Annotated in this window: 25 protein-coding genes; 15 read left to right on the forward strand and 10 right to left on the reverse strand. The window is 64.1% G+C overall.

All coding sequences use genetic code 11. From position 1 onward, the window contains the following. Window positions 1–6 precede the first annotated feature (6 nt). Complete coding sequence (locus NP511_RS16005; RefSeq protein ID WP_049966267.1) at window positions 7–1254, forward strand: DUF8167 domain-containing protein; 1248 nt, start codon at window positions 7–9, stop codon at window positions 1252–1254. Beyond that, a complete protein-coding gene (locus tag NP511_RS16010) occupies window positions 1251–2396 on the forward strand; it encodes a DUF8167 domain-containing protein (RefSeq protein ID WP_049966268.1) in 1146 nt (381 codons plus the stop codon). The genes NP511_RS16005 and NP511_RS16010 overlap by 4 nt, the downstream gene beginning before the upstream one ends. Window positions 2397–2459: 63 nt before the next feature. Here the strand turns inward: NP511_RS16010 and NP511_RS16015 are convergent, their stop codons facing one another. Together NP511_RS16015 and NP511_RS16020 are read right to left on the reverse strand one after the other, a co-directional pair. Beyond that, window positions 2460–4694: an AAA family ATPase gene (locus NP511_RS16015; RefSeq protein ID WP_049966269.1), complete on the reverse strand. Its 2235-nt coding sequence runs from the start codon at window positions 4692–4694 to the stop codon at window positions 2460–2462. 52 nt (window positions 4695–4746) lie between these two features. Continuing rightward, a complete protein-coding gene (locus NP511_RS16020) occupies window positions 4747–5382 on the reverse strand; it encodes a helix-turn-helix domain-containing protein (protein WP_049966270.1) in 636 nt (211 codons plus the stop codon). 86 nt (window positions 5383–5468) lie between these two features. Here NP511_RS16020 and NP511_RS16025 point away from each other — a divergent pair, with 86 nt between their 5' ends. Further along, complete coding sequence (locus NP511_RS16025; RefSeq protein ID WP_049905653.1) at window positions 5469–6368, forward strand: ribonucleotide-diphosphate reductase subunit beta; 900 nt, start codon at window positions 5469–5471, stop codon at window positions 6366–6368. Between the two features lie 76 nt (window positions 6369–6444). Continuing rightward, entirely contained in the window at window positions 6445–6579 is a 135-nt protein-coding gene (locus NP511_RS16030) for a DUF7128 family protein (protein ID WP_049966271.1), read from the forward strand. Between the two features lies 1 nt (window position 6580). Here NP511_RS16030 and NP511_RS16035 read toward each other — a convergent pair whose 3' ends face one another. After that, window positions 6581–6826: a DUF7508 domain-containing protein gene (locus NP511_RS16035; RefSeq protein ID WP_006649357.1), complete on the reverse strand. Its 246-nt coding sequence runs from the start codon at window positions 6824–6826 to the stop codon at window positions 6581–6583. After that, window positions 6826–7257: a DUF5796 family protein gene (locus NP511_RS16040; protein ID WP_049966272.1), complete on the reverse strand. Its 432-nt coding sequence runs from the start codon at window positions 7255–7257 to the stop codon at window positions 6826–6828. The genes NP511_RS16035 and NP511_RS16040 overlap by 1 nt, the downstream gene beginning before the upstream one ends. 176 nt (window positions 7258–7433) lie before the next feature. Between NP511_RS16040 and NP511_RS16045 the strand changes: the two genes are divergently transcribed. Continuing rightward, window positions 7434–8306, forward strand: coding sequence for a shikimate kinase (locus NP511_RS16045; protein WP_049966273.1), 873 nt, complete (start codon window positions 7434–7436; stop codon window positions 8304–8306). Further along, on the forward strand, window positions 8303–8629 hold the full coding sequence (locus NP511_RS16050) for a chorismate mutase (protein WP_049966274.1): 327 nt from the start codon (window positions 8303–8305) through the stop codon (window positions 8627–8629). The genes NP511_RS16045 and NP511_RS16050 overlap by 4 nt, the downstream gene beginning before the upstream one ends. A gap of 170 nt (window positions 8630–8799) precedes the next feature. On the opposite strand, the gene NP511_RS16055 is transcribed toward NP511_RS16050, so the two are convergent. Together NP511_RS16055 and NP511_RS16060 are read right to left on the reverse strand one after the other, a co-directional pair. Next, window positions 8800–11301, reverse strand: coding sequence for an efflux RND transporter permease subunit (locus NP511_RS16055; RefSeq protein ID WP_049966275.1), 2502 nt, complete (start codon window positions 11299–11301; stop codon window positions 8800–8802). Window positions 11302–11303: 2 nt separating this feature from the next. Further along, on the reverse strand, window positions 11304–12095 hold the full coding sequence (locus tag NP511_RS16060; protein WP_308986941.1) for a COG1361 S-layer family protein: 792 nt from the start codon (window positions 12093–12095) through the stop codon (window positions 11304–11306). Window positions 12096–13189: 1094 nt separating this feature from the next. Between NP511_RS16060 and NP511_RS16065 the strand changes: the two genes are divergently transcribed. After that, window positions 13190–13813 carry a TetR/AcrR family transcriptional regulator gene (locus NP511_RS16065; RefSeq protein WP_049966277.1) on the forward strand — a complete coding sequence of 208 codons (624 nt, stop codon included), beginning with the start codon at window positions 13190–13192 and terminating at the stop codon, window positions 13811–13813. Window positions 13814–14606: 793 nt separating this feature from the next. After that, a complete protein-coding gene (locus NP511_RS16070) occupies window positions 14607–16937 on the forward strand; it encodes a BGTF surface domain-containing protein (protein WP_308986942.1) in 2331 nt (776 codons plus the stop codon). A 397-nt stretch (window positions 16938–17334) separates the two neighbouring features. Here the strand turns inward: NP511_RS16070 and grxC are convergent, their stop codons facing one another. Next, on the reverse strand, window positions 17335–18711 hold the full coding sequence (gene grxC / locus NP511_RS16075; protein ID WP_049966279.1) for a glutaredoxin 3: 1377 nt from the start codon (window positions 18709–18711) through the stop codon (window positions 17335–17337). Between the two features lie 206 nt (window positions 18712–18917). On the opposite strand from grxC, the gene NP511_RS16080 reads away from it, so the two are divergent. The 4 genes from NP511_RS16080 to NP511_RS16095 all read left to right on the forward strand — a co-directional run bounded on the left by NP511_RS16080 (window position 18918) and on the right by NP511_RS16095 (window position 21176). Next, window positions 18918–19205, forward strand: a complete 288-nt coding sequence (locus tag NP511_RS16080; RefSeq protein WP_049966280.1) for a DUF357 domain-containing protein — start codon at window positions 18918–18920, stop codon at window positions 19203–19205. A 214-nt stretch (window positions 19206–19419) separates the two neighbouring features. After that, a complete protein-coding gene (locus tag NP511_RS16085) occupies window positions 19420–20397 on the forward strand; it encodes a transcription initiation factor IIB (RefSeq protein ID WP_006649363.1) in 978 nt (325 codons plus the stop codon). 101 nt (window positions 20398–20498) lie between these two features. Continuing rightward, complete coding sequence (locus tag NP511_RS16090; RefSeq protein ID WP_006179698.1) at window positions 20499–20678, forward strand: DUF7836 family putative zinc-binding protein; 180 nt, start codon at window positions 20499–20501, stop codon at window positions 20676–20678. 258 nt (window positions 20679–20936) lie between these two features. Beyond that, on the forward strand, window positions 20937–21176 hold the full coding sequence (locus tag NP511_RS16095) for a UPF0058 family protein (protein WP_006179697.1): 240 nt from the start codon (window positions 20937–20939) through the stop codon (window positions 21174–21176). 129 nt (window positions 21177–21305) lie between these two features. Here the strand turns inward: NP511_RS16095 and NP511_RS16100 are convergent, their stop codons facing one another. Then, a complete protein-coding gene (locus tag NP511_RS16100) occupies window positions 21306–21785 on the reverse strand; it encodes a DUF555 domain-containing protein (protein ID WP_006649364.1) in 480 nt (159 codons plus the stop codon). Between the two features lie 128 nt (window positions 21786–21913). Between NP511_RS16100 and NP511_RS16105 the strand changes: the two genes are divergently transcribed. The 3 genes from NP511_RS16105 to NP511_RS16115 all read left to right on the forward strand — a co-directional run bounded on the left by NP511_RS16105 (window position 21914) and on the right by NP511_RS16115 (window position 23571). Continuing rightward, complete coding sequence (locus NP511_RS16105; protein WP_049966281.1) at window positions 21914–22795, forward strand: DNA-3-methyladenine glycosylase family protein; 882 nt, start codon at window positions 21914–21916, stop codon at window positions 22793–22795. Between the two features lie 89 nt (window positions 22796–22884). Then, entirely contained in the window at window positions 22885–23202 is a 318-nt protein-coding gene (locus NP511_RS16110) for a DUF3784 domain-containing protein (protein WP_049966282.1), read from the forward strand. A gap of 90 nt (window positions 23203–23292) precedes the next feature. Continuing rightward, complete coding sequence (locus NP511_RS16115) at window positions 23293–23571, forward strand: acylphosphatase (protein ID WP_049966902.1); 279 nt, start codon at window positions 23293–23295, stop codon at window positions 23569–23571. A gap of 61 nt (window positions 23572–23632) precedes the next feature. On the opposite strand, the gene NP511_RS16120 is transcribed toward NP511_RS16115, so the two are convergent. Further along, complete coding sequence (locus NP511_RS16120) at window positions 23633–23791, reverse strand: hypothetical protein (protein ID WP_158413757.1); 159 nt, start codon at window positions 23789–23791, stop codon at window positions 23633–23635. Window positions 23792–23940: 149 nt separating this feature from the next. Next, window positions 23941–24438, reverse strand: coding sequence for a hypothetical protein (locus tag NP511_RS16125; protein WP_049966903.1), 498 nt, complete (start codon window positions 24436–24438; stop codon window positions 23941–23943). Window positions 24439–24440: the final 2 nt, after the last annotated feature.

Raw genomic sequence — 24440 nt, forward strand, 5'->3', positions numbered from 1 at the left:
CCACCGATGATCGAAATTACGACGGAACTCGTCGTCGGTATCGCGTTCGGCTTCGTCGTCGGCGTCGGTCCCGCGATCGTCGTCGGTGCCCTCGCCGTCGTAACTGACTGCCGGGATCGCGAACTCCCGCTCCCGGCCGCCGTCGGTCTCGGCGTCTTCCTCGCCGGGTGCAACGGGTATTTCGTCGGCCTCCTCGAGGGAGGGGTCAGTCGAGCGCAGGTCCCCCGATTCGGGGCCGCGGCGCTCGTCGTCGCCCTCCTTTCGGCGTCCGCGGCGAGTCAGGGCGAGCGCATCGCCGCGGAACTCCCGATCGGGGCCGATCGGCCGACTATCCGGACGCGGTCGCTGTCGGCCGCAGCCATCGACGCAGTCGATGCCATGGGACAGGTGCGGATCCAGACAACCGGCGGTGTTCGCGATATCGACGGCTACCCGCCGCTGTCACCGGACGTGCGGACGGCGATCGAAGCCGACGCATGGCGACTGCCCGCGGACCTTCCGCTTTCGGCCCTCGAGACCCGGCTAGCGACGCGGCTCCGAACCGAATACGACCTGACCGCCGTGTCGGTATCGATCGACGGCCGCGGCCGGGCGACCGTCGCCGCTGCACCGCCGACCGACGGCGTCGCGGCTGCGGTTCCGGACGGCTGGCGTGCGGTTTCGGTTTCCGCCCCCTTCCCGCCCGGATTGGTGCCCGGGACGACCGTCGAGGTCGTCACTCGAGACGCGTCGACGACGGGAACCGTCCTGTCCGTCGACGGGTGTGCCCGCCCGGGGCGAGAGACGGGAGCCGACGATTCGACTGATGTGGACGAGACCGTTACCGTCGCCGTTCCCGCACCCGACGCCACGCCGCTCCTGGCCGCAGATCACGCTCGCATCGCCGTTCCCGCGACCGGTCACGACCCCGAGCGGGAGGCGCTGGCCCGCCTCGAGCGAGCGGACTACGCGGTCCGGCACGTCTCCGGGGGGACGATCGCATCGGCGCTCGAGGCGAGCAAGGGCGAGACTGACGATTCGATCCATCCCGTTGCGGCGAGTTCACCGGCCGATGTCGATGCGACCGAGACGACGGGAGCAAAGCCCGTTGCCGACCGGAACCGGTGGCAGCTCGATCCGGATCCGGAGACACTCGACGACCGGGAATCGGTGTTCGTTTCGGGGGACAAAGTCACCCTCCAGCGTTACATCGATGACGATCACGACTTGCGTCCACCGCCGCCCGTCGAGGCGGCGACGGGGGTGTCGCCATGAGCGTCCTCGCTCAGGCGGTCGTCACCGAGTGGACCGAAACGGCGATGCGAACCGTCGTCGGGTTCGCGCTCCTGTCGGGGCTTGTCGCGACGGTCGTCGCGTTCGGCTACCGCGTCGCGAGCGCTCGAGCGCTCCCCGTTGGCGTGGGGCTGTTCGCGGGGCTCGGCGTCGTCGTCGGCTGGCTGAACGCAGTCGGGCTCGGTCGGTCGACGATACTCGATGGGACGCCGCTCGTTCACTACGCCACCGCCGCGTACTTCCTCGGGGCGATCGCCGCGAGCGCCCTCAGCGCCGAGGGCGGCCGGCGGGTGGGCGATCGGATCGCCCGCGATGTCTTCGACATCGAGCGACTTGGCGCGACCGGCGAGATCGCCGCACTCGTTCGGTCGGCGCGGCTCCCGTCGGTCGTCCGGCTGCCCGACCGGATCGACGACGCGGCGGGCTCCCCATCCGTCGAGCCGTCGATCAAACGCGATCTCGCCGGCAGCACGGTCCTGTTACCGCAGGTCGATACCCACTCGGCGCTTCGAACCCGACTCTCGAGCCGGCTCGAGCGCGATTACGATCTCGGCCACGTCTCGATCACGGTCGGGGCCGACGGGGCGATCGACCGGCTCGCGGTCGGGGGAACCCGGTCGGGGATCGCAGCGACCATCCCGCCGGGAACCGTCGCGGTGTCGATCCGCGGCGAGCCGGCGCCCGCCGTCGGCGCGGGCGACCCCGTCGAAGTCTGGGCGACCGCCGAGGGATCGAGTCGCCTCGTCGCGACCGGACGGCTGTGGGCGACGGATGGCGACGCCGCGACCGTCGCCGTCGACGCCGACGTTGCCGACCGACTCGCTACCGAGCCTGACACCCGGTATCGACTCGCGGCTCGGTCTGGCCCCCCTGACGACGGTTTCCGGCTACTCGCCGCGCTCCGTGCGGCCGATGGGACGGTCAGGTCGGTCACCGTCGACGACGGCGGGTCGCTCGAGAACGTCTTCGTCGGGTGGGTTCCGGGGACCGTCCTCGCCGTGGTCCGCGACGGCGAGGTCCGTCCGTTCCCGGCGGACAACCTGACCCTCCGGGCCGGCGACGACCTCTCCGTCCTCGGTACCGTCGACGAACTGCGTTCGGTGGCCCCGGACGGACGATCGTGACGACACTGACCGAGCCGCCGACGCCGACGGGCCGGCCTCGGATCGCCGGCCCGTGACGCGACGCTAGGGCCGGTCGGTTGCGTCCCGCGCGGCCTCGAGGTGGCGGCGCTCGATTCGGACCTCCGAAGCCTTCTCGTTTGCCGTTTCCGGCCCGTACTCGCTCGCGACGTCGCGGATCGCTCGCATCGAGGCGTCCCTGACCAGCGCCTCGAGGTCGGCACCGGTGTACCCCTCGAGTTCGACCGCCAGGTCGTCGATGTCGACGTCGTCGGCGAGCGGCTTGCCCTCGGCGTGGACCGCGAGGATCTTTTTCCGAGCCTCGAGGTCCGGTTCGCCGACGAAGACGTGGGTATCGAGCCGGCCGGGTCGAAGCAGGGCAGGGTCGATCTGGTCTTTGCGGTTCGTTGCGGCCAGCACCACGAGGTTGGGGTTCTCCCGCATTCCATCGAGTTCGGTCAGCAGCTGTGAGACGACGCGTTCGGTGACCTCGTGGCCCTCGCCGCGGGCGGCGGTGATCGCGTCGATCTCGTCGAAGAAGACGATCGAGGGTGCCGACTGGCGAGCGCGCTCGAAGACCTCGCGGATCGCCTTCTCGCTCTCGCCGACGTAGCGGTCGACGATCTCGGGCCCGTCGACGCGGACGAAGTTGACGTCGGTCTCGCCCGCGAGCGCCCGGGCGAGCAACGTCTTGCCGGTGCCGGGCGGCCCGTACAGCAAGACGCCCGACGGCGGGTTCGTATTGGTCTCCTCGAAGAGTCGGTCGTAGGTCAGCGGCCACTCGACCGACTCCCGGAGTGTCTGTTTCGCCGCCTCGAGGCCGCCCACGTCGTCGAAGTCGGTGGTCGGCGACTCGGCGACGTACTCGCGCATCGCGGAGGGCTCGACCGACGCGAGCGCGGCGTCGAAGTGGGCCTTTCGCACCGTCGGGTTCCGGTTCCAGTCCTGTTTCTCGTCGGTATCGGTCGGCCGGTCGCGGATGGCCGCCATCGCGGCCTCGCTCGAGACGGCGTCCAGGTCTGCCCCGACGAAGCCGTGGGTCCGTCGCGCGATCGCGTCGACGTCGACGTCGTCCGCGAGTGGCATCCCGCGGGTATGGACCTCGAGTATCTCCCGGCGGCCCTCCTCGTCGGGGACGCCGATCTGAATCTCGCGGTCGAAGCGACCGCCGCGCCGGAGTGCGGGATCGATCGTATCGACGCGGTTGGTCGCGCCGATGACGATGACCTCGCCGCGGGCGTCGAGACCGTCCATCAGCGTCAGCAGTTGGCCGACGATCCGGTTTTCGGCGTCACCCTCGCCGTCTCGAGCGCCCGCAATAGAATCGATTTCGTCGAAGAAAATTATCGTCGGTGCGTTCGCCTCGGCGGTTTCGAACACCTCTCGGAGCCGTTCCTCGCTCTCGCCTTTGTACTTCGACATGATCTCCGGCCCCGAGATCGTCTCGAAATTGGCGTCGACCTCGTTGGCAACTGCCCGTGCGATCAGGGTCTTCCCGGTGCCCGGCGGGCCGTACAGCAAAACGCCCGACGGCGGCTCGACGCCGAGACGACGGAACAGCTCCGGTTCCGACAGCGGGAGTTCGATCATCTCCCGGACCTGCTCGAGTTCCTCGTCCAAGCCGCCGATGTCCTCGTAGGTGACGCCCGAACTCGGCCCGGGTTCGTCGCGGTCGGTCGCGCCGTCGGACGGGAGGGACGCGGCCCCTTCGTTGCGGGTATCCGAACCGCCGCTGGCAGCGGTACCGGAGCCGGCGTCGTTCGAGCCGACAGCACCCGATCCCGCGCCGGCGTCGACGATCCGGACCGTCGTCTCGTCGGTGATCCGCACGTCGCCGTTCGGATCGGTGTCGGTCACCCTGAACGGTTGCTGGTCGATCCCTTCGATCCGGATCTGTTCCCCGGCACGGACCGGTCGGTTCCGGAGTCGCTTCGTCGCGTCGGTTTCGGCGGCCCGCTGCTGGCGGTCGGAAAGTCCCGGCGGCGCGACGAGGGTCACGCGGTCGGCGTCGGTGATCGTCGACTTGTCCTTGGCCCGGACGGCGACCGTATCGCCGACGTGGACGCCCGCGTTCGCGCGCGTATCGCCGTCGATCTGGATCGCCGTCTCCGGGACGGACGCGTCGGCCGGCCACATCTTGGCGACCGTCGTCTCTGTGCCCTCGATCACGACGGTATCGCCGCTGAGAACTCCGAGCTGTCGCCGCGCCTGCTCGGGGATGCGCGCGACGCCCCGGCCGGCGTCGCCTTTCTCCGCGGCGCGAACCGACAGCGTCACGCCGTCCGCTTCCGACGAACTCATACCCGTTCCTTTCGCGCCGGTGGCCTTGAGAATTGTCCCCTCGGAAGCGCCCTCACAGCGCGTTCTCGAGCAATCGATCGATCCCGCGACGGAGCCGCTCGGAGGCAGACGGTGCCGAGATACCCAGTCGATCGCCGACCTCCTCGGTGGAGGCCGCCCGCGGGACGGCGAAGTATCCCGCATCGCGGGCTTCGACGAGGGCCTCGTACTGCTCGTGCGTGAGCCCGAACGGCGGCTCGTCGCTCGCCGACTCACGGGTGAGTCGCTCGAGTTTGAAGTCACTGCCCCGCTCGGTACAGAACGCCCGGTATTCTGCGAGTGCCTCCCGGTCGGGGAATCGGGCGCGTGCCCACCAGCCGTCGACGGTCACGATACCGCCCAGCGGCGTCGTCCCGAGTTCGACGTACTTTCGGTAGATCGGCAGCGGCGGGTTCCGGAGTCTGATCCGGTACATCGCGTCCTCGTCCCCGCCCGCGTCGATCGTCTCGGCCATTTCGACCGTCGGATCGTCCGCGAGCGCCGCCGAAAACCGCTCCTCGTCGCCGATGACGCGACAGAGGACGACCGGCCGATCGGGATCGACGACGAGGATTCGGTCGATATAGAGCGTCACGTCCGGAACGGCCGCAACGGCGTCCGTCAGCGGCATATCCGGCGAGTTATGTTGGAACTCCGCGATGAGACCCATACGTCGCGTTCGGCCCGATAGCACTTAAACACCCTAATACATGAGATACAGCCTCATCGGGAACCGACGCATATGTTCGGGCACGCATGAGCGCTGACGAGCCGGCAATGCAACTCGATACGGGAATTCGCTCGCACAACTACTACCGAAACGCGGTCGAGAAACACTGGGACCCCCACGAGGTCGATCTCGAGGCAGACCGCGAGGGAGCGGCCGAACTCTCCGAGCCGGCCTTCGAGGGGCTCAAGCAGTCGCTCGCGTTGTTCGGCGCTGGCGAAGAATCGGTGACCGAGGACCTCGCGCCGCTGGCCGTCGTCCTCGAGGACATCAACGACCAGATGTTCCTCACGACCCAGCTCTACGAGGAGTCGAAACACACGGACTTCTTCGACCGCTACTGGCGGGAAGTCATCCACGCCGAGGAGAAGCGCCGCGGGCAGGAGCTATCGTCGCCGACCGACGAGAAGTGGTACAACGAGCCGTACGACGAACTGTTCGAGCGCAACGAGCGGGCGATGGCGCGGCTGCTCGAGGACGATACTCCCGAAAACCGTGCGCGTGCACACTGTCACTACCATCTGACGATCGAAGGAATCCTCGCCCAGACCGGCTACTACGGCCTCACGCTTGCCTACGGCGAAAACGAGCCCGAACTTCCCGACCTACCGGGGCTGGTCGAGGGGCTCAAACTGGTCCGCAGCGACGAGGGTCGTCACGTCGGCTTCGGGATGGCCAAACTCAAGTCGCTCGTGGGCGACGGCGAGGTCGAGCCGGACCTCCTTCGGGAGACGGTCGACGAACTGGTGCCACTCGTCCAGGAGAGTCTGGCCGGTGACGGCGGTGCAAGCTCCGAGAGCGGCCCCGGCCCGAGCCCGTCCGAACTGGCCGATTACGCCTACACGAAACACGAACAGCGCATGCAACAGATCACCTCGGCCAGCGAGAAGATTCCCGACGTCGAGGAACTGACCGAACTCGAGAACTGACCATAGCGTCGCGGGTCAGTTCCCGGGCGATGGAACCGGAGCAACGCCTTTTGTCGTTCGCGTTCCAACGACTACCATGGTCGTCCAGACCGAACGCGACGACGCCACCTGGTACGAGTGCGAGACCTGCGGGATGTTGTTCGACGAACAGGCGGACGCCGCCGACCACGAGAAACACTGCGACGACAGCGATCCGTCCTACATCCAGTAGGTCACTCGAGTCGGTCGCGATGCTCGGCGGCGAGTTCCGCGGCCCGCTCGAGCGTGTGGGCTTCGGTCCAGCGGACGCGGTCACCGTCCCCGTAGGCCAGCGCGCTCTTGAGTTCGTCCCGGAGGACGCCGTGGTCGACCGCCAGTACTGTGCCCGACCCGTCGCCGAGTTCGTAGACGCCGGGACGGTCAGGTGCGGCCGCGACCGCGTCCCGGTCGAGGTCGCGCCAGGACTTCTGCAGCGGCATCAGTCGGCCTCCTCGACGAGTTCGTAGGCGTGTTCGCTCATCTCGTCCTCGGCGAAGACGAACACCCGGCCGTCGACGACCGAGGGGTCCGCCTCGACACGGATCGAGTAGGCCTCCGTGGCGACGGTTACGCCGGGGAACAGCTCTTCTTCGTCGTTGCGATCGAGCATCACGCGGCCGACGCCGGTCGACTCGAGGATGTCGTCGTGGGTGTTGCGGTCGTTGACGTAGGTCATGACGCCCTCGACGCCGTCGGGATCGGTCACGAGGACGTGGACCTCCTTGCCGGGCGGCGTCGTCACGGCGTCCTCGACCGGTTTCGGCGGGCCGTGGTAGAAGACCTCCCGACCGTCGTGGTACTCGACGACCACGCCGCCGTCGACCAGATCGACGCCGATCGTGCTGGGGGGGACGTCGTTGCGCGCGCTCATAGACGCCCGTTCGGTCGGATCGGGGAAAAGGGGTGCGTTCCGTCGCCCGTCCGTTCGGCCGCTCGAGGCGTTCGCGCTCGGGATGATCGAGACCGCTCGAGAATCTGCCCGCCAGCCCGGACGCGCGTAGCCACGAGACCGTCAGCCGTAAGTACGCGCTCTGAGAGTGTTCGAGTATGGACGGCCGCGCTGTCGCACCCGCAGCCGGGACGGTACTCAACGCGCTCGCGACCGGCACCGGGTCGGCGTTCGCGATCGACCTCGAGACGACGGCCAGCGTCGAACTCACGGGCGACGGTGACGTCGTCGGCGAGGTCGCCGGCCGGCCCGAGGCCGATACGACGCTCGTCGAACGCTGCGTCGAACTGACGGTCGCCGAGTACGCGGCCGCCGCGGGCCTGGACGAGTCCACCGTCGGCGCCCGCGTAACGACCGAAAGCGACGTGCCGATGGCCTCCGGCCTGAAGAGTTCCAGCGCCGCCGCGAACGCGACGGTCCTCGCGACGCTCGACGCGCTCGAGGTCGCCGACGCGGTCGAACGGATCGAGGCCTGCCGGCTCGGCGTCCGGGCCGCCCGCGACGCCGGCGTCACCGTAACCGGTGCCTTCGACGACGCCAGCGCCAGCATGCTCGGCGGCGTGACGGTGACCGACAACACGGCCGACGCCCTGCTCGCCCGCGAGGAGATCGACTGGCACGCGCTCGTGTATACCCCGCCAGAACAGTCCTACAGCGCCGACGCCGACGTCTCGGCCTGCGAACGGATCGCGCCGATGGCCGAACTCGTCGAAGAACTCGCACTCGACGGCCGCTACGGCGAGGCCATGACTGTCAACGGCTTCGCGTTCGCCGCGGCCCTCGAGTTCCCGACCGGACCGATGCTCGACGCCCTCCCCGACGCCGCCGGCGTCTCCTTGTCCGGCACCGGTCCGAGCTACGTCGCCGTCGGGGAACGGGACGCGCTCGAGGCCGTACAGGAACACTGGACCGACCGGGACGGACGGACGCGGCTACTGAAAACGCGAACCGACGGTACGCAACGACTATGACTCGAGAGCCAACCGACGACCCGACCGACGACGATGAGAACCGCACGCCCGACGAGATGAGCCTCGACGAACTCCGCGAGGAGATCCGCTCGATCGATCAGGAGATCGTCGAGCTGATCGCCCAGCGGACCTACGTCGCGGACACGATCGCGGCGGTCAAAGACGAACAGGACCTGCCGACGACCGACGAGTCACAGGAACAGCAGGTCATGGACCGAGCGGGGGACAACGCCGAACAGTTCGACGTCGACGCGAACCTCGTCAAGGCGATCTTCCGGCTGTTGATCGAGCTGAACAAGGTCGAGCAACGCGAGAACCGCTGAAGGTCCGGTCGTTCGCGCCGTGTACAACCCTATGGGCCGTTCGCTCAGTCGCGTTTCGAGGGCGAGTCGAGTACCGTTTTCGAGGGGGCGCGACCACATAACACGATGGCGAGAGCAAATCGTAGGTGAACAGCGCTCGCGTCCGGCATGTGTGAACGGACGGCGAAAGCCTACCACGGAACACCGCCGATCGGACCGAACCGTCGCTCGAGGCGGTCCCAGACAACGATCGTCGACGGCAATATGACGATCGACGTGAGGTAGGCATAGAGGACCCCCATCGCGAGGAGGAGTCCGAACTCCATGATCATCGGAATCAACGCGAAGTAGAGGACACCGAGACCGCAGACGGTCGTGAGCATACTCCCGGTCAGAGCGCCTCCGGTACCGCGAACGGTCACCTGCAGCGCTTCGTGGACATCGGCACCCGACTCATATTCGTCGACGAACCGGTGCATAAAGTGGACCGTGTAGTCGACGCCGAGTCCGATCGAGACTGACAGGATCGGCGCATTGAACGGCGACAGCGGGATGTCGAACAGTCGCATCGAACCCGCGAGCATCGCGACCGTCACGAGGACTGGGACGAGGTTGATCACGCCGTAGATCATCCGTCCCTCGAGCCACCGGTAGGAGAGCATCAGGAAGACGGCGGTAAGTACGAACGCGACGACCAGACTCCGCATCGCCGACTCGGTGATCCGGTCGATGACGGCCTGGTTGACGACCATCGTTCCCGTCGCAGTCGCATCCATGTCCATCCCGTCGGCGACCGTTTTCGCGGCCGCCGTCGCCTCGGACTGATCGGCGTCGGGTTCCACCTGATACTCGATACGCGTGGCGCTTCGATCGCTGGTCACGTACTGTGGCCCCTCGTCGCTTTCGAGCAGTTCGTCGTAGACCCGGTCGACGTCCCGGTCCGGCAACTCGTCCCCGTTCGAGTCGGTTCGCTTGACCGTCGCCGCGAACTCGGGATCGGTCGCCGCCCGCTGTTCCGTGACGCTCACGATGCTGGTTGCCTCCGCGCGCCGGTCGGTCTCCTTGAACGCATCCGGTGGGTCCTGTAGCGCGCGATCAACCTCACGGAAGGCAGTATTCGATCTGACGTCCGGATCGTCGACGTAGACCGTCACCGACCCCACGAACCCCTGATCGAAGTCCTCCTCGAGATAGTCGAGGACCGTCAGGAACGTGTACTCGCCTGGCTGGAGCGGGCCCGGGAGCCGTTCATACTGATCGAGTCGGGTTTCGTCCGGGAAGAACGCCTCCTGAGAGAACTCGGAATCGACGCCCGTCCCGTAGCTGGCCGCAACGCCGCCAAAGAGGAGTGCAGTCACGAGAACGACGGCAGGTGCGATCTTCGCAAGTCTCGTTCCAATGGGGAGAACGCGGCCGAGTATGGAGTCGTCGCTACCGAGCGGGGTCGAGCCGAACGCCGGGAACCGCGTCCCTTCCCGGAGCCGGTCCAGTCCGACCTTTCCGGCCGGCAGGAACACGGCGAAGATCAGGAACGTGAACGCAATTCCGACCGAGGCGACGATACCGAAATCGCGAAGCTGTGACAGCGAACTCGTCAGGTTCGCGGCGAACCCGATGACGGTCGTGAGGGTGACGATCATGAACGCGCCGGACATCTGGCCAGTCGTGATACCCATCGCGTCGCCGATCGCCGCACCCGCGGCGCGTTCCTCGCGGTATCGATTGATGATGTGAATCCCGAAGTCGATCCCGACCGCGAGTAACAACGGAAAGACCGTGATCAGCGAATCCGAGAACGGAATCCCAGCGTGACCCATGAACCCGAACGTCCAGACTATAGTCAGCAGTAGCGAGACGAGGCCGAGGCCGAGATCGATCGGATCCCGGTAGGCCACCAGCAGGAAAAACAGGATCAAGACGAGCGCCGCGGGGAAGACGACCATCGAGGTATCGCCGAGCAACTGCAGCATCTCCTCCTCGATGATCGCGTCGCCGAAGACCACGACGTTATCCCCCGACTCGTAGCCGTCGATCTCGTTGGCCAGTTCGACGGTTCGGCTCTGTAGCTCGGCGGTGTCGTCGGTATCCGCGTTCGGCGGTACGTCGTAGGTCACTGCGACCTGAGCGACGTCCGCTGCGGCCGACTCGCGGGTGAAGTCGGTACTTACCGGGAGACCCGCCGTCTCGTCGGCGTCCGCGATCGCCGCCTCGAGCTGGCGCTGTGACGCGCGCTCGATGGCACGGTACTGGGTCTCCGGCGTTGTCGCGCTCGGATCGAGTTGTCGTGCCACGAGTGACGCCGGACTCGTCGTCGATGCGACCCGCAGTCCATCCTCGTTTTCCGCCCGTTCTTGGAATTCGAGCATCCGGAGGAGGTTCGGTTTCGAGAGGGCGTTCCGGCCGTCCTCCAAAAACAGGCTCGCGGTTGCGTTCCCCTCGTCGCGAGCGCCGCTTGCGAAGTCGGCCTGCATCTCCTCGTAGGCCTCCTGTTCCTCGAGACCCTCAGTGAACTGATCGGTCCCGGCCTGTTGCTCCCCGCCGCCACCGATGCCGCTGGCGAGCAGCACGGTCACGACGGCGAACGCGAGGACAACTTTCAGGGGATGTTCGGTGATCACCGTCTCCAGCCGGTCTGTCAGTGACGGCTCGCTCTCCCCCGGGTCGTCGTCGCGGAACGCGTCGATGTCCGGCATCGTCAGTCCTGTCTATACCAGAGGGCGATCCCGATCGTACTCACGGCGAGTGCGACGAGTATCCCGACGACGACCGAGGGAACCCCCCCGCCATCGTCTTCGCTGGCCGTGACCTCGATCGGATGCTGATAGGTGTCCGAGAGAATCGACTCGCCGCGTTCGGTTTCGTACTCGAAGTCGAGTTCTACCGGATGCGTCTCGACGGTCGCGTCCTCTGTCGCCTCGAGTTCGAACCGGATCTCCGCCGATTCGCCGGGCTCGAGCTTGTTGACGAACGCCTCGCCATCGGGCGCGTCGAGCGGGTCGTCGGCGTAGAGTTTGGCGTCGATGTTCGAGAGCGTCTCCGACCGCTGGTTCGTGATCTCGAGGACGGCGTCGCTCGACTCGCCCTGACTGACCGAGATGCCGTCGTCGGCGATCGAGAACTCGTCGCGTCGCTCGTCGACGACCACCCGCTCGGAGATTGGGCCGTCGGTCAGCGTCGCGTCCCCGCTGCCGGTGTACTCGACGGTAAAGCGAAGCTGACGCGCGCCGGCGTCGGCCTGTCCGCTGACGTCGGTGGGGTACCTGAACTCGGTCGCTTCGCCCTGCTTCAGTGCCGGCAGCGCGTAGCGGGTGTCCTCGACGAACAGCGACTCGCTCATGGGTTCGACGACCAGGACGGCGTCGTCGACGGGCCGGGGACCGTCATTAACTATTTTGCCTGTTATTTCCCCCTCGTAGCCGACTGAGAGGGTTTCATCGAGGTTCCGGATCGAGAACGACTGTTTGGAAGCGGGAACAAGGCTCGTCATCTCCGGTGGGGCGCTCCGCTTGATACCCGAACTGTCGCGGTACGAAACCGTTACTTCGAGGGGTTTAGAGCCTTCACTTGTCGTTTCGGCTATATCGATATCGACAGTGAGTTGCTCGGTATCACCGGGTTCCAGATTTCCGAGTACCTCTTCAGCGGTACCACCGTCGACGGTCACCCCCCCGGTTCCGGCAACGGTTGCACGGGCCTGACGAGCGGTCTCGGAACCGACGTTCTCGACCGCAAGTGTCGCCGAGCCGTCGGCGCCCGGTTGGACATCTGTCTCGGCGGTTCCGAGTTCAAAACGGGGTTCATCCGGTACTTCAACTGTGAGATCAACTCGCTCGCTCCCCGACCGTTGCTGGGCTGTTTGTGACCCGTCCGAAACTTGTCTCGTATAGGAGTAGGACACTTCCACGGTTATCTCGTACTCGCCTGGTTCGATGTCGTCCGGGACGGCGACACGCTGAGCAACCGTCGTTAGCTGTCCGTCCGGCAGCGATCCGGTGGATGACGCCCCCGATTTTACGTCGAACGGTCCCCCGTCGATGATCTCGACAGTCACGCCGCGGGCTGTGAGGACTCGGCCGCGCTGGGTGCCAAGTTTGAGGTCGCCTTCATTATGGAGTTGTAGTTCGAGGGTTTGTTCGGCTCCAGTAGTGACCTCAGGTTCCGGGAGGAGAACGTCGATTTCGGGTTCACCACGCGTGAGTTCACCGCTTCTCGTGCCGGTTTCCTGTGCGACGACAATCGAAGGGCCAATAGTTGTCCCGGCGACGGCGCCTACGAGAAGAGCAACCACGATGATAGTTCGGCGATTAGTCGGCACCGACAACACCTCCTAAACGCGGCTGAATGGTCCGAAAAAGACCGTCTAATCGATCACGTTCGACCAGCAGGCAATTATCAGTACCCACTTCACTCATTGTAGACTATAGTTATGGTTGCCGTATAGATATTGTGATTGAACGTTCAATCATAGTACTTATATGGGGGGGGTGATATGATTACGCACATGATTGCGCGCGGAACGGATCAGTTCGAACAGCCAGTCACAGCAAGTGTCGATGGGCGTCTCTCGATTCGGTGAGGATAGTGGTAGAGCCAGTCTTTAGTGACCCAGACGGGACGCGCGAGCAGATTCTCGCCGCGACCTATCGGGTACTCTGTGATCAAGGGTACGCGAACCTTACTATCAGCGCAATCGGTGAAGAGTTCGAGAAGAGTCCGTCGCTGGTCTACCAGCACTACGACAGTAAGGACGATCTCGTCCTCGAGTGCCTCGAATTTCTTCTCGATCACTTCGAGGGCAAACTCAAACACGATGGGATCGACGATCCCTCGGATCAGCTCGAAGAGGTACTCGACTGGTGGTTCACACCGGCTGTCGACGACAAACGGATGGCGTTCGTATCGGCGATGTTCGAACTCCGGATTCAAGCGATTCACGATCCAGCGTTCCAGGAACACTTCACTCGAAGCGATCGCCTATTCGGTGAGTCGATTGCGACGGGGATCCGTGCCGGGATCGACGCCGGTGACTTCCCCGAGTGTGATCCCGATGCCGTTGCGGAGACGATCCAATCAACAATCATCGGAGCCGGATTACGACGCTCGAGTACCGACAGCGACGAGTGGCTCGGTCAGGTCCACGACGAGTTAGAAAAATACCTTCAGATACGCGTGTGCGCAGAGAGGGACGGCGATTTTGAAGAATAGGACGGTATTTCTTCCGACCGAGGGTGCCCGTTTCCGCGTGTTTCGAGGCACGAGTACGGTGGGGGAGGATCTCGAGTCTAAAATGTGATTACTGGTTTCGTCTGCTGGGGGGTTTCCTTTTCCGGAGTAATCACGGGACTGGGAATCTGCGTCGGAATAGATGATCGGATAATAGAGGAATAGCATTGCTCTCGAGAAGTCCCGGACATCGGACCACGATTAGTACCGTATTACCAAATGACTCCCCTTCCAGAAAGCTTATTACTGGATGCTTAATACATATCAGACACCCCTACCCGGTGTGAGTCACCAAGTCGACAGCCCAGCGGTGCAGTGTCGGCGATGACTCACACTCCTGAATCGCACGCTAACCAACCGAAATCCAACAATAATACAACACTAAATGACAAACGACACAACCTATCGCCAAAAGGGTCGTGCAGCGATCCTGGCCGCGCTTATGGTACTTTCTGTTGTCGCCATGTCCACTGCGTTCGTGGGCGGGGCGGCGGCAGCAAACGCTGACGTCAACTACAACGTTGACGGTACCCAAAGTGATCGAGCATGGCAAGGACAGGATGTCACCGTGAGCGGCGGCGACATCACCAAAAATAAAGAGTATGACCTATACCGGGTCACGAGTACAAACGAGGACGGAACGGTAGTCTCGACCGCTGAATTCGAGACAGTAGTCACCGGGACTGACGCAGCTGGGAACCCGGTCGTCGAGACCGATGATCTCGAATCTGGTGACTACTTCCTCCGTGGTGCCGATCTCCCGCGGAACCCTGACATGGCCGACACCTTCGAAGTCCGTGTCCAGGACCTCTCCGCTGAGTTCGGTGACGACCAGGTGACCGACGCTGGTCCGAACGCCGAAACCGATCTCACGCTCGAATCCACGCGTGGTACCTACACGACTAACGTTAGTGCTGATGGAGACCTCAGCGATGCCGAACTGTTCGACATCCTAGTCGATCAGGAGACCGCTCAAGACCCTTACGCAGCTCAGGGTGTCACCATCAGTGACACGATCGAGAACAACAATAACCTCAACAGCCTGAGCGACTACATCGATACCGTCGTTGAGCAGGGCAACAACGACCGTGCCTCTGCGGACAATATCGATAACGCTCAGACCTTCGGTAGCCTCAACGTTGCGCTATACGCTGAGGACGAAGACGACGATACTGCCGCCCACGACGAAAAGGTCGCTCTCGTCCAGAATACTGATCTCGACGAAGAGACCATCGACTTCGCTGGCATTGACGAAGGCGACTACACGGTCGACTTCAACGTGAGCGACACTGAGGCGTCGGCAACCGCCGACATCACGGTCTCGGAGTCTGATGCCGAAGCGAGCTTCGACCAGAGTGTCTACTCGCAGAGCGCCGGTGACCTCCAGCAGTTCACCGTCGAACTCGAGGACACTGACAATGCGTACGTCCAGCTCGGTGACGAAGAAGCCGGCTACATCGACATCCTCTACATCGAGGACGATAACGATGACGACGAAGTCACCTTCTGGCTGAACACCCGTGCTGCGGGCGCCGAAACCATGGGCGGTACTCCCGTCCAGGAAGGACAGGTCGTCTACTCGGATGACGACATTGTCAACAGCATGAACTACAACCCCGGTACCGTCGCCGCAACGTTCTACGACGAGGACACCGACTCGACGTTCGGTGCAGACGGTACTGCAGAGGCGGACTACCGGTCCTACCTGGACGACCTCGACCTGATCAACACCAACAACGGTGAAGATCAGTTCGATCAGCTCGTGCGGCCGATGCAGCCGGCCACCTACGAACTGACTGTTGACGAGAACGGACAGTTCATCAGCGAAGATGGAGAGTCCACCGTCAACAACGAAATCGGCTACGCGACCCTCGACCTGACCGCGCCCCAGCTGGGCGATGTCACCACGTGGGTCGGTCCGAGCGAAAACGCTGACGACACCTCCGACATCTCAGAGCTTCAGAACAACCTCGTCGAACGCGAAAACGTCGCGATCGACGACCAGCTCGTCATCAACGCCGAAGCCAGCGGTATCTACGGCGCGATGAATCTGCAGTCGGACGACCCGTACAGTGCCCTTGGCGATGGCTTCGAAGCCAGCACCCTCCAGGACGTCGATGATCTGCCGGGAGAGGGTGTCAACATCGCTATTGAAGACAGTACGACCACTGGCAATCAGGAACCGAACCAGCTCGACCTCGCAAACGCGGATAGCGACGAGGTCTGGATCCTGACCAACCACGTCAGCGGTGAAATGTACATCGTCGTCGACACCAGCGACGAACCGTTCACCAGCAGTATCGACGACGGTGACCAGTTCGACGTCGAGATCGAGTACGAGACGCACGAGGATGACCGCTTCAAGTTCGGTGACAACGGTGCCGGCGAAAACCGAGATCTCCTCGGCGGCGCTGACGGCAACGGCAATGACGCGGCATTCCCGTACTACTCGGCTGACTCGACGCAGAGTACCTCGGCAACGTTCACGTTCGAGGACGCGGAAGCCACGTTCGACAACGTCAACGACGACGGTAACGTCGAAATCGAGAACGGCGAGGACGTCGTCATCTCGGGTGAGACCAACGTCGCACCCGGCACGGACGCCGACCTCCGCGTCACGAACGCTGACGATACCAGCAGCTTCCTCGAGAACCCCGAAGTCACGGTCAACGACGACGGAACCTTCGAAAGCGCCTCCGTCGACTTCAGCGACCGCGAAGTCGGTGAGGAAGCAAACCTCAACTTCCGTATCAGCGGTTCCTCGGTTGACGACGCAACTGGCGTCTTCGTCGAGGAAACCTCTGACGACGACGGTGAAGACGACGGAAACGAGACCGACGGTGAAGACGGAACCGACGAGAAAGACGGTGAAGATGGAACCGACGACGGTGAAGATGGAACCGACGAGAAAGACGGTGAAGACGGAACCGACGACGGTGAAGACGGAACCGACGACGGTGAAGACGGAACCGACGACGGTGAAGACGGAACCGACGACGGTGAAGACGGCGACGACGGCGGAGACGGAACGCCCGGCTTCGGTGTCGGCGTCGCACTCGTCGCACTCCTCGGCGCGGCCATGCTGGCCCTCCGCCGACAGAACTAACGCCTGACAACTACCGGCTCACGCCGGCCTCAATTTCCGCGGTTTTTTATCGGACGCTACACCGACCAGCGACAGGTGACGGATCCGCGAGGGAAAGACAGACGCGTCTCGACACCGGAACTGCCGGGTTCACCCGGAGCTAGCTCTGTGGTCGCAGTTCGATCGAGACGGCAGTAACTCGACGCAGAGACGCTATCCGATCGAGCGGCAAGACCACGAAGCAGAGCACCAGTGAGCGATAATCCGTTGGTTTCCCGAGTCGGTGTCGAACCGTCGTCCCCGTTCGGCCTCGAGGGCTACGTAGACGCTTCGGTGTGACGGAATCGAACCGATCACAGCGACAGCAGTGAGAACGAGCGCCGAAGAACGGGATCCAGCCGACGGAACGGACGATTCGTTAGTCGTCGGCCGCGGCGGGTTCGGCTTCTCCGGCCGCGGACTCGGCGCGCTCGAGGTCTTCGAGATACTCGTCGGCGTCCAAGGCAGCTTTCGAGCCCATACCGGCCGCGGTGACGGCCTGCTGGTAGTGGTAGTCGACGACGTCGCCAGCGCCGAAAATTCCGGGGACGTCGGTTTCGGTCTGGTCGCCGCCGTCGCCACCCTTCGTTTTCAGGTAGCCGTCGGCGTCGGTTTCGACGCCGGTGTTCTCGAGGTAGTCGGTATTTGGGGTGTGGCCGATCGCGAAGAAGACCGCGCCGACGTCGAAGTCGAACTCCTCGGTCTCGGGGTCGTCGAGACGGTCGGTGGGGTGGCCCTGCTCGTTCTCGACGAGGGTGACGTGGTCGACGCCGTTCTCTTGGGAGCCGTGGATCTCGATCAGTTCGGTGTTTTTCATGATCTCGATCTCGCCCTCCTCGACTTTCTCCTGGACGCGATCGACCCAGTAGTCCTCCGCGCGGAACTCCTCGCGGCGGTGGGCGATGTAGACGGTGTCGGCGAACTTCGTGAGGAAGGTCGCTTCCTCCATCGCGGCGTCGCCGCCGCCGACGACGAGCATGTCCTCGCCGCGGAAGAACGCGCCGTCACAGGTCGCACACGTCGAGAGGCCGTAGCCCATGAGTTCGTCCTCGCCCGGGATGTCGAGCGTGCGGGCGCTGGCGCCGGAGGCCGCGATGACGGCGTCGGCGGTGTAGACGTCGCCGTCTTTCATCTCGACGCGGAAGGGACGGCTCGAGTCGTCACCAGAACGCGACGCGTTCTGGTTTGCAGTCGAGCTTTGCTCGACGCGCTCGACCGACTCGATGATGCCGTTTTTCAGGTCGGCACCGAACTGTTTGGCCTGCTCTTTCATGTTGTTGACCAGTTCCGGGCCGCCGATGCCGTCGGGGAAGCCGGGGTAGTTGGCGACGTCGGTGGTCAGGGTGAGCTGCCCGCCGGGTTCGTCGCCCTCGATGACCAGCGGCTCGTTGTTCGAGCGGCCGGCGTAGATGGCGGCGGTGAGGCCGGCGATGCCGGTGCCGGCGATGATCAGTTTGCGGTGCTCGACGATCTCGTCGTCGCTCTCCTCGGCGATGCCGAGTTTCTCGTCGAGTTCGCCGGTTTCGTTCAGCGCGGAGGTGTCGTCCCAGCCGCCGATGAGCTCGTCGTCGATGAACACTTCGGGGGCGGTCTGGCGGCCGTCGGCGCGCTCGACCATCTCCTCGAACAGTTCGTCGTCGCCGGTGACGTTGTACTCCTCGTACTCGATGCCCTTGCTGTCGAAGAGGTCCTTCGCCTTCTCGCAATACGGACAGTCCGTCTTCGTATAGATCTCGACGCGTGGCTGGTCGCTCATGTGTTACGGTTGGGGTAGAGCGCCTAAACCGCTTGCGTTCTCAGCAATCGCTCCCTCTTGCTATGACGGCGTGATGGCGCGTTCACGCTCCCGCTCGGGTGATTTCCGCGTCGTGATCATCCTCCCCGACGCATCGACCGTCCCCCGTTCGAGCGATCGGATCGAAGAGGCGACGCACTTACGGGTTCGAGCGACGAGGCTCGACCATGGCCGCCGATCTCGAGGAGAAGACGAACCGGTACGGGGAGTTGCTCGCGGAGGCGCTCGAGGAGGCGACGGTCGCGCCGCCCGAGGGTACGCCGATGGCCGAGGCGGCCGCCGACTGCTACGAGATGGCGGCGTCGTACCTGGACGACGGGAACCACTTCCGGGAGCGGGGCGACCTCGTCAACGCGCTCGCGTCGTTTTCGTACGGGCACGCGTGGCTGGACGCGGGGGCCCGAGTCGGTCTGTTCGACGTCCCGAGGGAGGGGCATCTCTTCACCGTCGAGTAGCGACTCGGGTCGTCCGACGGCACTCGGTCCAAGGTGGGGAATCCCACACGATTAATCACTATGTAACCGGAACCTATATAATAGAAAATACGGTCAGTTTATAAAGTAGGCGAAAGGTTTATATGCGTTTCGGCCTTACCCTATGTTAGCCGAGGCGACCGGGTTTCTTCTGGTTACCCCACCCGGGAGCCCCGAGTAACCCACCCGATACACCATGACAGATACGAGCATCCGAACCTATACGAACGAGCGAGAGGCGGAGACCGAGGACGAGACCGCGGTATCCGACGAGCAGGAACACTGCCCCGAGTGTGGCGGCCGACTGGTCTCGGACGACGAACACGCCGAGACGGTCTGTACGGACTGTGGCCTCGTGGTCGAGGAAGACGAGATCGACCGCGGCCCCGAATGGCGTGCGTTCGACGCCGCTGAGAAAGACGAGAAGTCCCGCGTCGGCGCGCCGACGACCAACATGATGCACGACCAGGGGCTCTCGACCAACATCGGCTGGCAGGACAAGGACGCCTACGGCCGCTCGCTCTCGAGCCGCCAGCGCCAGAAGATGCAGCGCCTGCGCACCTGGAACGAACGGTTCCGTACCCGCGACTCCAAGGAGCGCAACCTCAAGCAGGCGCTGGGCGAGATCGACCGGATGGCCTCTGCCCTCGGTCTCCCCGAGAACGTCCGCGAGACTGCAAGCGTCATCTATCGACGCGCTCTCGAGGAGGACCTGCTGCCGGGCCGCTCGATCGAAGGCGTCGCCACGGCGTCGCTGTACGCCGCCGCCCGACAGGCTGGCACCCCCCGCAGTCTCGACGAGATTTCGGCGGTCAGCCGCGTCGAGAAGATGGAACTGACCCGCACGTACCGCTACATCATTCGGGAACTCGGCCTCGAGGTCAAGCCGGCCGACCCCGAACACTACGTGCCCCGCTTCGTCAGCGACCTCGACCTCTCGGACGAAACCGAGCGCATGGCGCGTGAACTGCTCGAGTCCGCGCGACAGGAGGGCGTCCACAGCGGCAAGTCGCCGGTCGGCCTCGCGGCCGCCTCGGTGTACGCCGCCGCCCTGCTGACCAACGAGAAGGTCACCCAGAACGAGGTCAGCGACGTCGCCAGTATCTCCGAGGTCACCATCCGCAACCGCTACAAGGAACTGCTCGAGGCCTCCGATACGGCCGCACCTGCGTAAGCTTCCGACCGTCATCTGTCAGGTCGGCTCGGAGCGGGTGGTATTCTCGACCGTCCGAAACTGCGGCAACGTTTTTCTATCCCCCAGTGAAAGGGAGTCACATGGATACGACGACCGTCCAGTTACTGTGTCCCGAATGTACCAAAGACTGGCAGGTCTCCCCGGACGAACTCCCCGCAGCTGCGGAGATGTTCCACTGCCCGAACTGCCATGCCTCCCACCGGACCGCCGAGTTCATGCGGACGGATCGTGACCTCCAGACGCTGAAACAGCTCGGCTAGCAGTACGGTTTCTCCCGCCGTCGTTCTCCGAGTAGTCACCGTTTAACTCTCCGGAGCCAGCATTTCGGAACGTGGGGAGAAACGAATTATTACGGCGAGAAATAAACCTCTACCTCGATCCCGGCTTGTGATTACGCCGTTGTAGGTGATCCGTTCGAACCGTACCGGACGATGACAGGCCGTTCGATCGCCACGAGGCGCGTGTTAACGCAACTCAAGATAATAATATAACCCTGCAGTGGGTAGGACTGGATGGTTATGAAGAAGCAGGAGCTCATTCACCTTCACGGCCTTCTCGCGGAGGTATCGAACCAGTGCGCCGAGTGGGACAACTGTCAGATCGATCTCGAGAAATACGAAGCGAAAGGGATCCGACCGACATCCATCCACAAATCGAAGACCGACCACAAGGCCGCTGTTTTTGCACTCGCCGGGGGAATCACGAAGAACATGCGTGAGGAAGGGGAGCAGGAAGCAGTCGCCGCTACTGCCGACTGAGTCACTCGTCGCATCCTCCGATCGTCACAACCGCTGCGGAGTCTCATCTCTCTCGGTTCGACGTTCTCCGACAACCGACTCGAGACGGACAACTATCGGACTATTCGCCGTCCGTGACCCCGAAAACGACTACTCGACGAGATCCTCGAACTCGGGGAGGATTTCCTCGTCGTCACTCTCGTCCTCGTCGACGTCGGTCGGCGACTCGACGGCTTCGTCGTCGGCCGACTCGGTCCCGGCCGATTCGTCGTCCGTTTCGTCCTCGGCGTCTTCGTCTTCGATGATCTCGATTTGCGTGACCTCGAGCGGGATGTTCTCGAGGCGTTGGCCGATCTCCTTGCGCGCGATTCGGGAGGCGTGTTCCTCGCGCTCGACGTTGAAGACGGTCATCTCCAGTTCGAGCGCGACGAGTGCCTCGTCGGCTGCGATGAACGCGGGGGGCAGTTCCTCTCCGGACGGAGAGGTACGCTCGCCCATGTTGATCTCGACGTAGTTCAGGTCAGGGTTCAACATCTCTCCCGTCTTCGAGATGGCGATACGGATCGCCTCGTCCGGTGTTTCGACGTCGAATACCGGCACGGCAGCTTCGACGACAACCCTGCAATTCATACCTAGACAATGTGTGGCCTACAGTAAGAAGGTTCGCCCGACCGGGAAGCGGCGGAAACGCGTTGTTGCTCCGGGTCGGCCCGGTCGGTTCGAAAGGCAAAAGCCTGCCCCCGCGAAGGCCCCAACGAATGGCGACGGGCACGATCGAACTCGCGGAACTCGCCGGTGGACTCGATCTGTATCGGACGCTCGAGAGCGGACAGAGCTACCTCTGGCGACGCGAGGACGGCGAGATGTATCACGGGGACCCCGCCCCCGGCGCGTGGTACTCGACGGTCGTCGACGGCGACGTGATCCGTGTTCGGTCTCGCGACGATCGCCTCGAGTGGGAATCGACGACCGACGCCGAGCCGACCGTCCGTCGACTTCTGTGTCTGGACGACGACCTCGAGGCGATCGTCGCGGCCGGACCGGACGATCCCCTGCTCCGGGAGGCCTACGAGGCTCACCGCGGACTGCGTCTGGTTCAGGATCCGCCCTTCGGCTGTCTGATCGCGTTCATCTGCTCGGCACAGATGCGGGTGAGTCGGATCCACGGGATGGTCAGGGCGCTGGCTCGGGAGTACGGCAGTCCGATCGCCTTCGACGGTGAGACCTACCACGCGTTCCCGACGCCCGCGCAACTGGCGGCCGCGACCGAGGACGAACTCCGCGATCTCGGATTAGGGTATCGCGCCCCCTACGTCGTCCGGACCGCCGAGATGGTCGCCGACGGCGAGGCACATCCGGCCGCGGCACGGGACCTCGAGTACGAGGCTGCCCGGGAGTATCTGACGCAGTTCGTCGGTGTCGGTGAGAAGGTCGCCGACTGCGTTTTGTTGTTCTCGCTGGGCTTCGACGAGGCCGTCCCGCTCGATACGTGGATCAGATCGGCGATCGAGGAGTACTACCCCGACTGCGATCGCGGGTCTTACGCTGACACTTCTCGAGCGATCCGGGAACGACTCGGCGGGGAGTACACGGGGTACGCCCAGACCTATATCTTCCATCACCTGCGAACCGGTGAATAACGGGGCGTCCCACTGACCCGGCGAGTACTGGCTTGGTCCGCGCGACTAACGCACCAAATGTTTTGTGAGATGAGTGTCAATTGTTCGGTATGGCCACCGACTCGGTCATCGGTCTCCTCGTGACTGCAGGGTTCATCGGAGCGTTCGGTGTCCTCATCAAGTACTTCGGTGTGGTCGAACTGATCGCGGGCTACGATCCGGAGCGGGTTACCGACGAGGACGGGCTGGCGGACTTCATCGGCACCAATACGCTGTACGTGGCGGCGCTCGTTCTCCTCGTCGCCGCCGTCGAATACACCGATTCGTTCGGCGGGTCGGACGCGGTCTGGATCGCGTTCGCCGTCGGCGTCGTCGTACTTGCCGCCCGGATGATCGTCGGCGCTCGCCGCTACGAAGAGCCGCGGTAAGCGCAGGCAGGCCGTTCGCCACATCGTCATCGCGTCACTCGCCGGCCGAACGGCCGCGGATTTTTGCCCGTCGCGCTCGAGGGCACGGATATGACCGACCGAACCCGCGCACACGTTTTCGTCTCCGGAACGGTACAGGGCGTCTACTACCGAGCGAACACCCGTGACACGGCCCGGGAGAACGGCGTCGACGGCTGGGTGAAAAACCTCGAGGACGGTCGCGTCGAGGCGGTCTTCGAGGGCCCCGATGACGCCGTCGAAGCGATGGTCGAGTGGTGTCACACGGGCAGTCCCGCCGCCGAGGTCGACGACGTCACGGTCGAATACGAGGAGCCTCGAGACGAGGACGGGTTCGAGATCCGGTACTGAATCGTCGCTCGGAACGGTCGGTCGAGCGGTACCCCGTTTTCGCGGCCACGTCGGTGCCGATTCAGCGACGCAGCGTCCGGATAGCGACCGCGACGTACTCGATGAACGACACGGTCGGCGTTCCGGGCAGATGGATGTCGGGGTCCGGTTGTGCGAGCGGGGGGTCGTGAAATTCGTCGTCGGCGCCGTCGATCGGCTCGGTTGCTTCGAGCGTGTTCATGTGTTCGATACGGGTCGGGAGTACTTATGCGTTCAGAGTTATCTGGGCGAAATTAAATCGAATAATCGTTATCGAGTCCGGGTCCCGCGGGCCGCGAGGGCACGTATCACGGACCGCTGGGTGAGTAGACCGCTCGAGATGCCGTGGGTTCACTCGGCGTCGGACAAATGAGCCGCGAGCCACGGCGGTTTCTCGGTATACGTCCACTTGGCCCAGTCGGCCTTCTCGCCGGCGTAGTAGGCGCGGTAGGCAGCGACCGGATCGCCGGGTCGTTTGTACTCCTCGGGCATCGCCTGGGGACGTGGTGTCGGCTCCGCGGACGGGAACGCGATCGCGTCGACGTCGATGCGTTCGATGACCGACCAGCTGGCGTGGGGCTCGTCCTTGTCGTAGCGCTCGACGAACTCCGCGTTGAGCGCCTCGGCGTGGTCGCGCAGCCGGAGCCAGTTGGCCCGCGATTCGGTTGCCCACCGCGTGACGGGGTGATCGACGTGAGTCGACCCGTAGAGGAACTCGGCCTCGTAGCCGTTCTCGCGGGCGGCAGTACACAGGACCTGGGCGGCCTCGAGCAGCAGCTTGTTGACGTGCTGGTCGCAGTGGTACCGCGCCGCGAGGCGAGGGTCCTCGTCGAGCCAGAAGACGTTCACGG

Source organism: Natrinema thermotolerans, from assembly GCF_031165565.1.
Taxonomy (GTDB): Archaea; Halobacteriota; Halobacteria; order Halobacteriales; family Natrialbaceae; genus Natrinema; species Natrinema thermotolerans.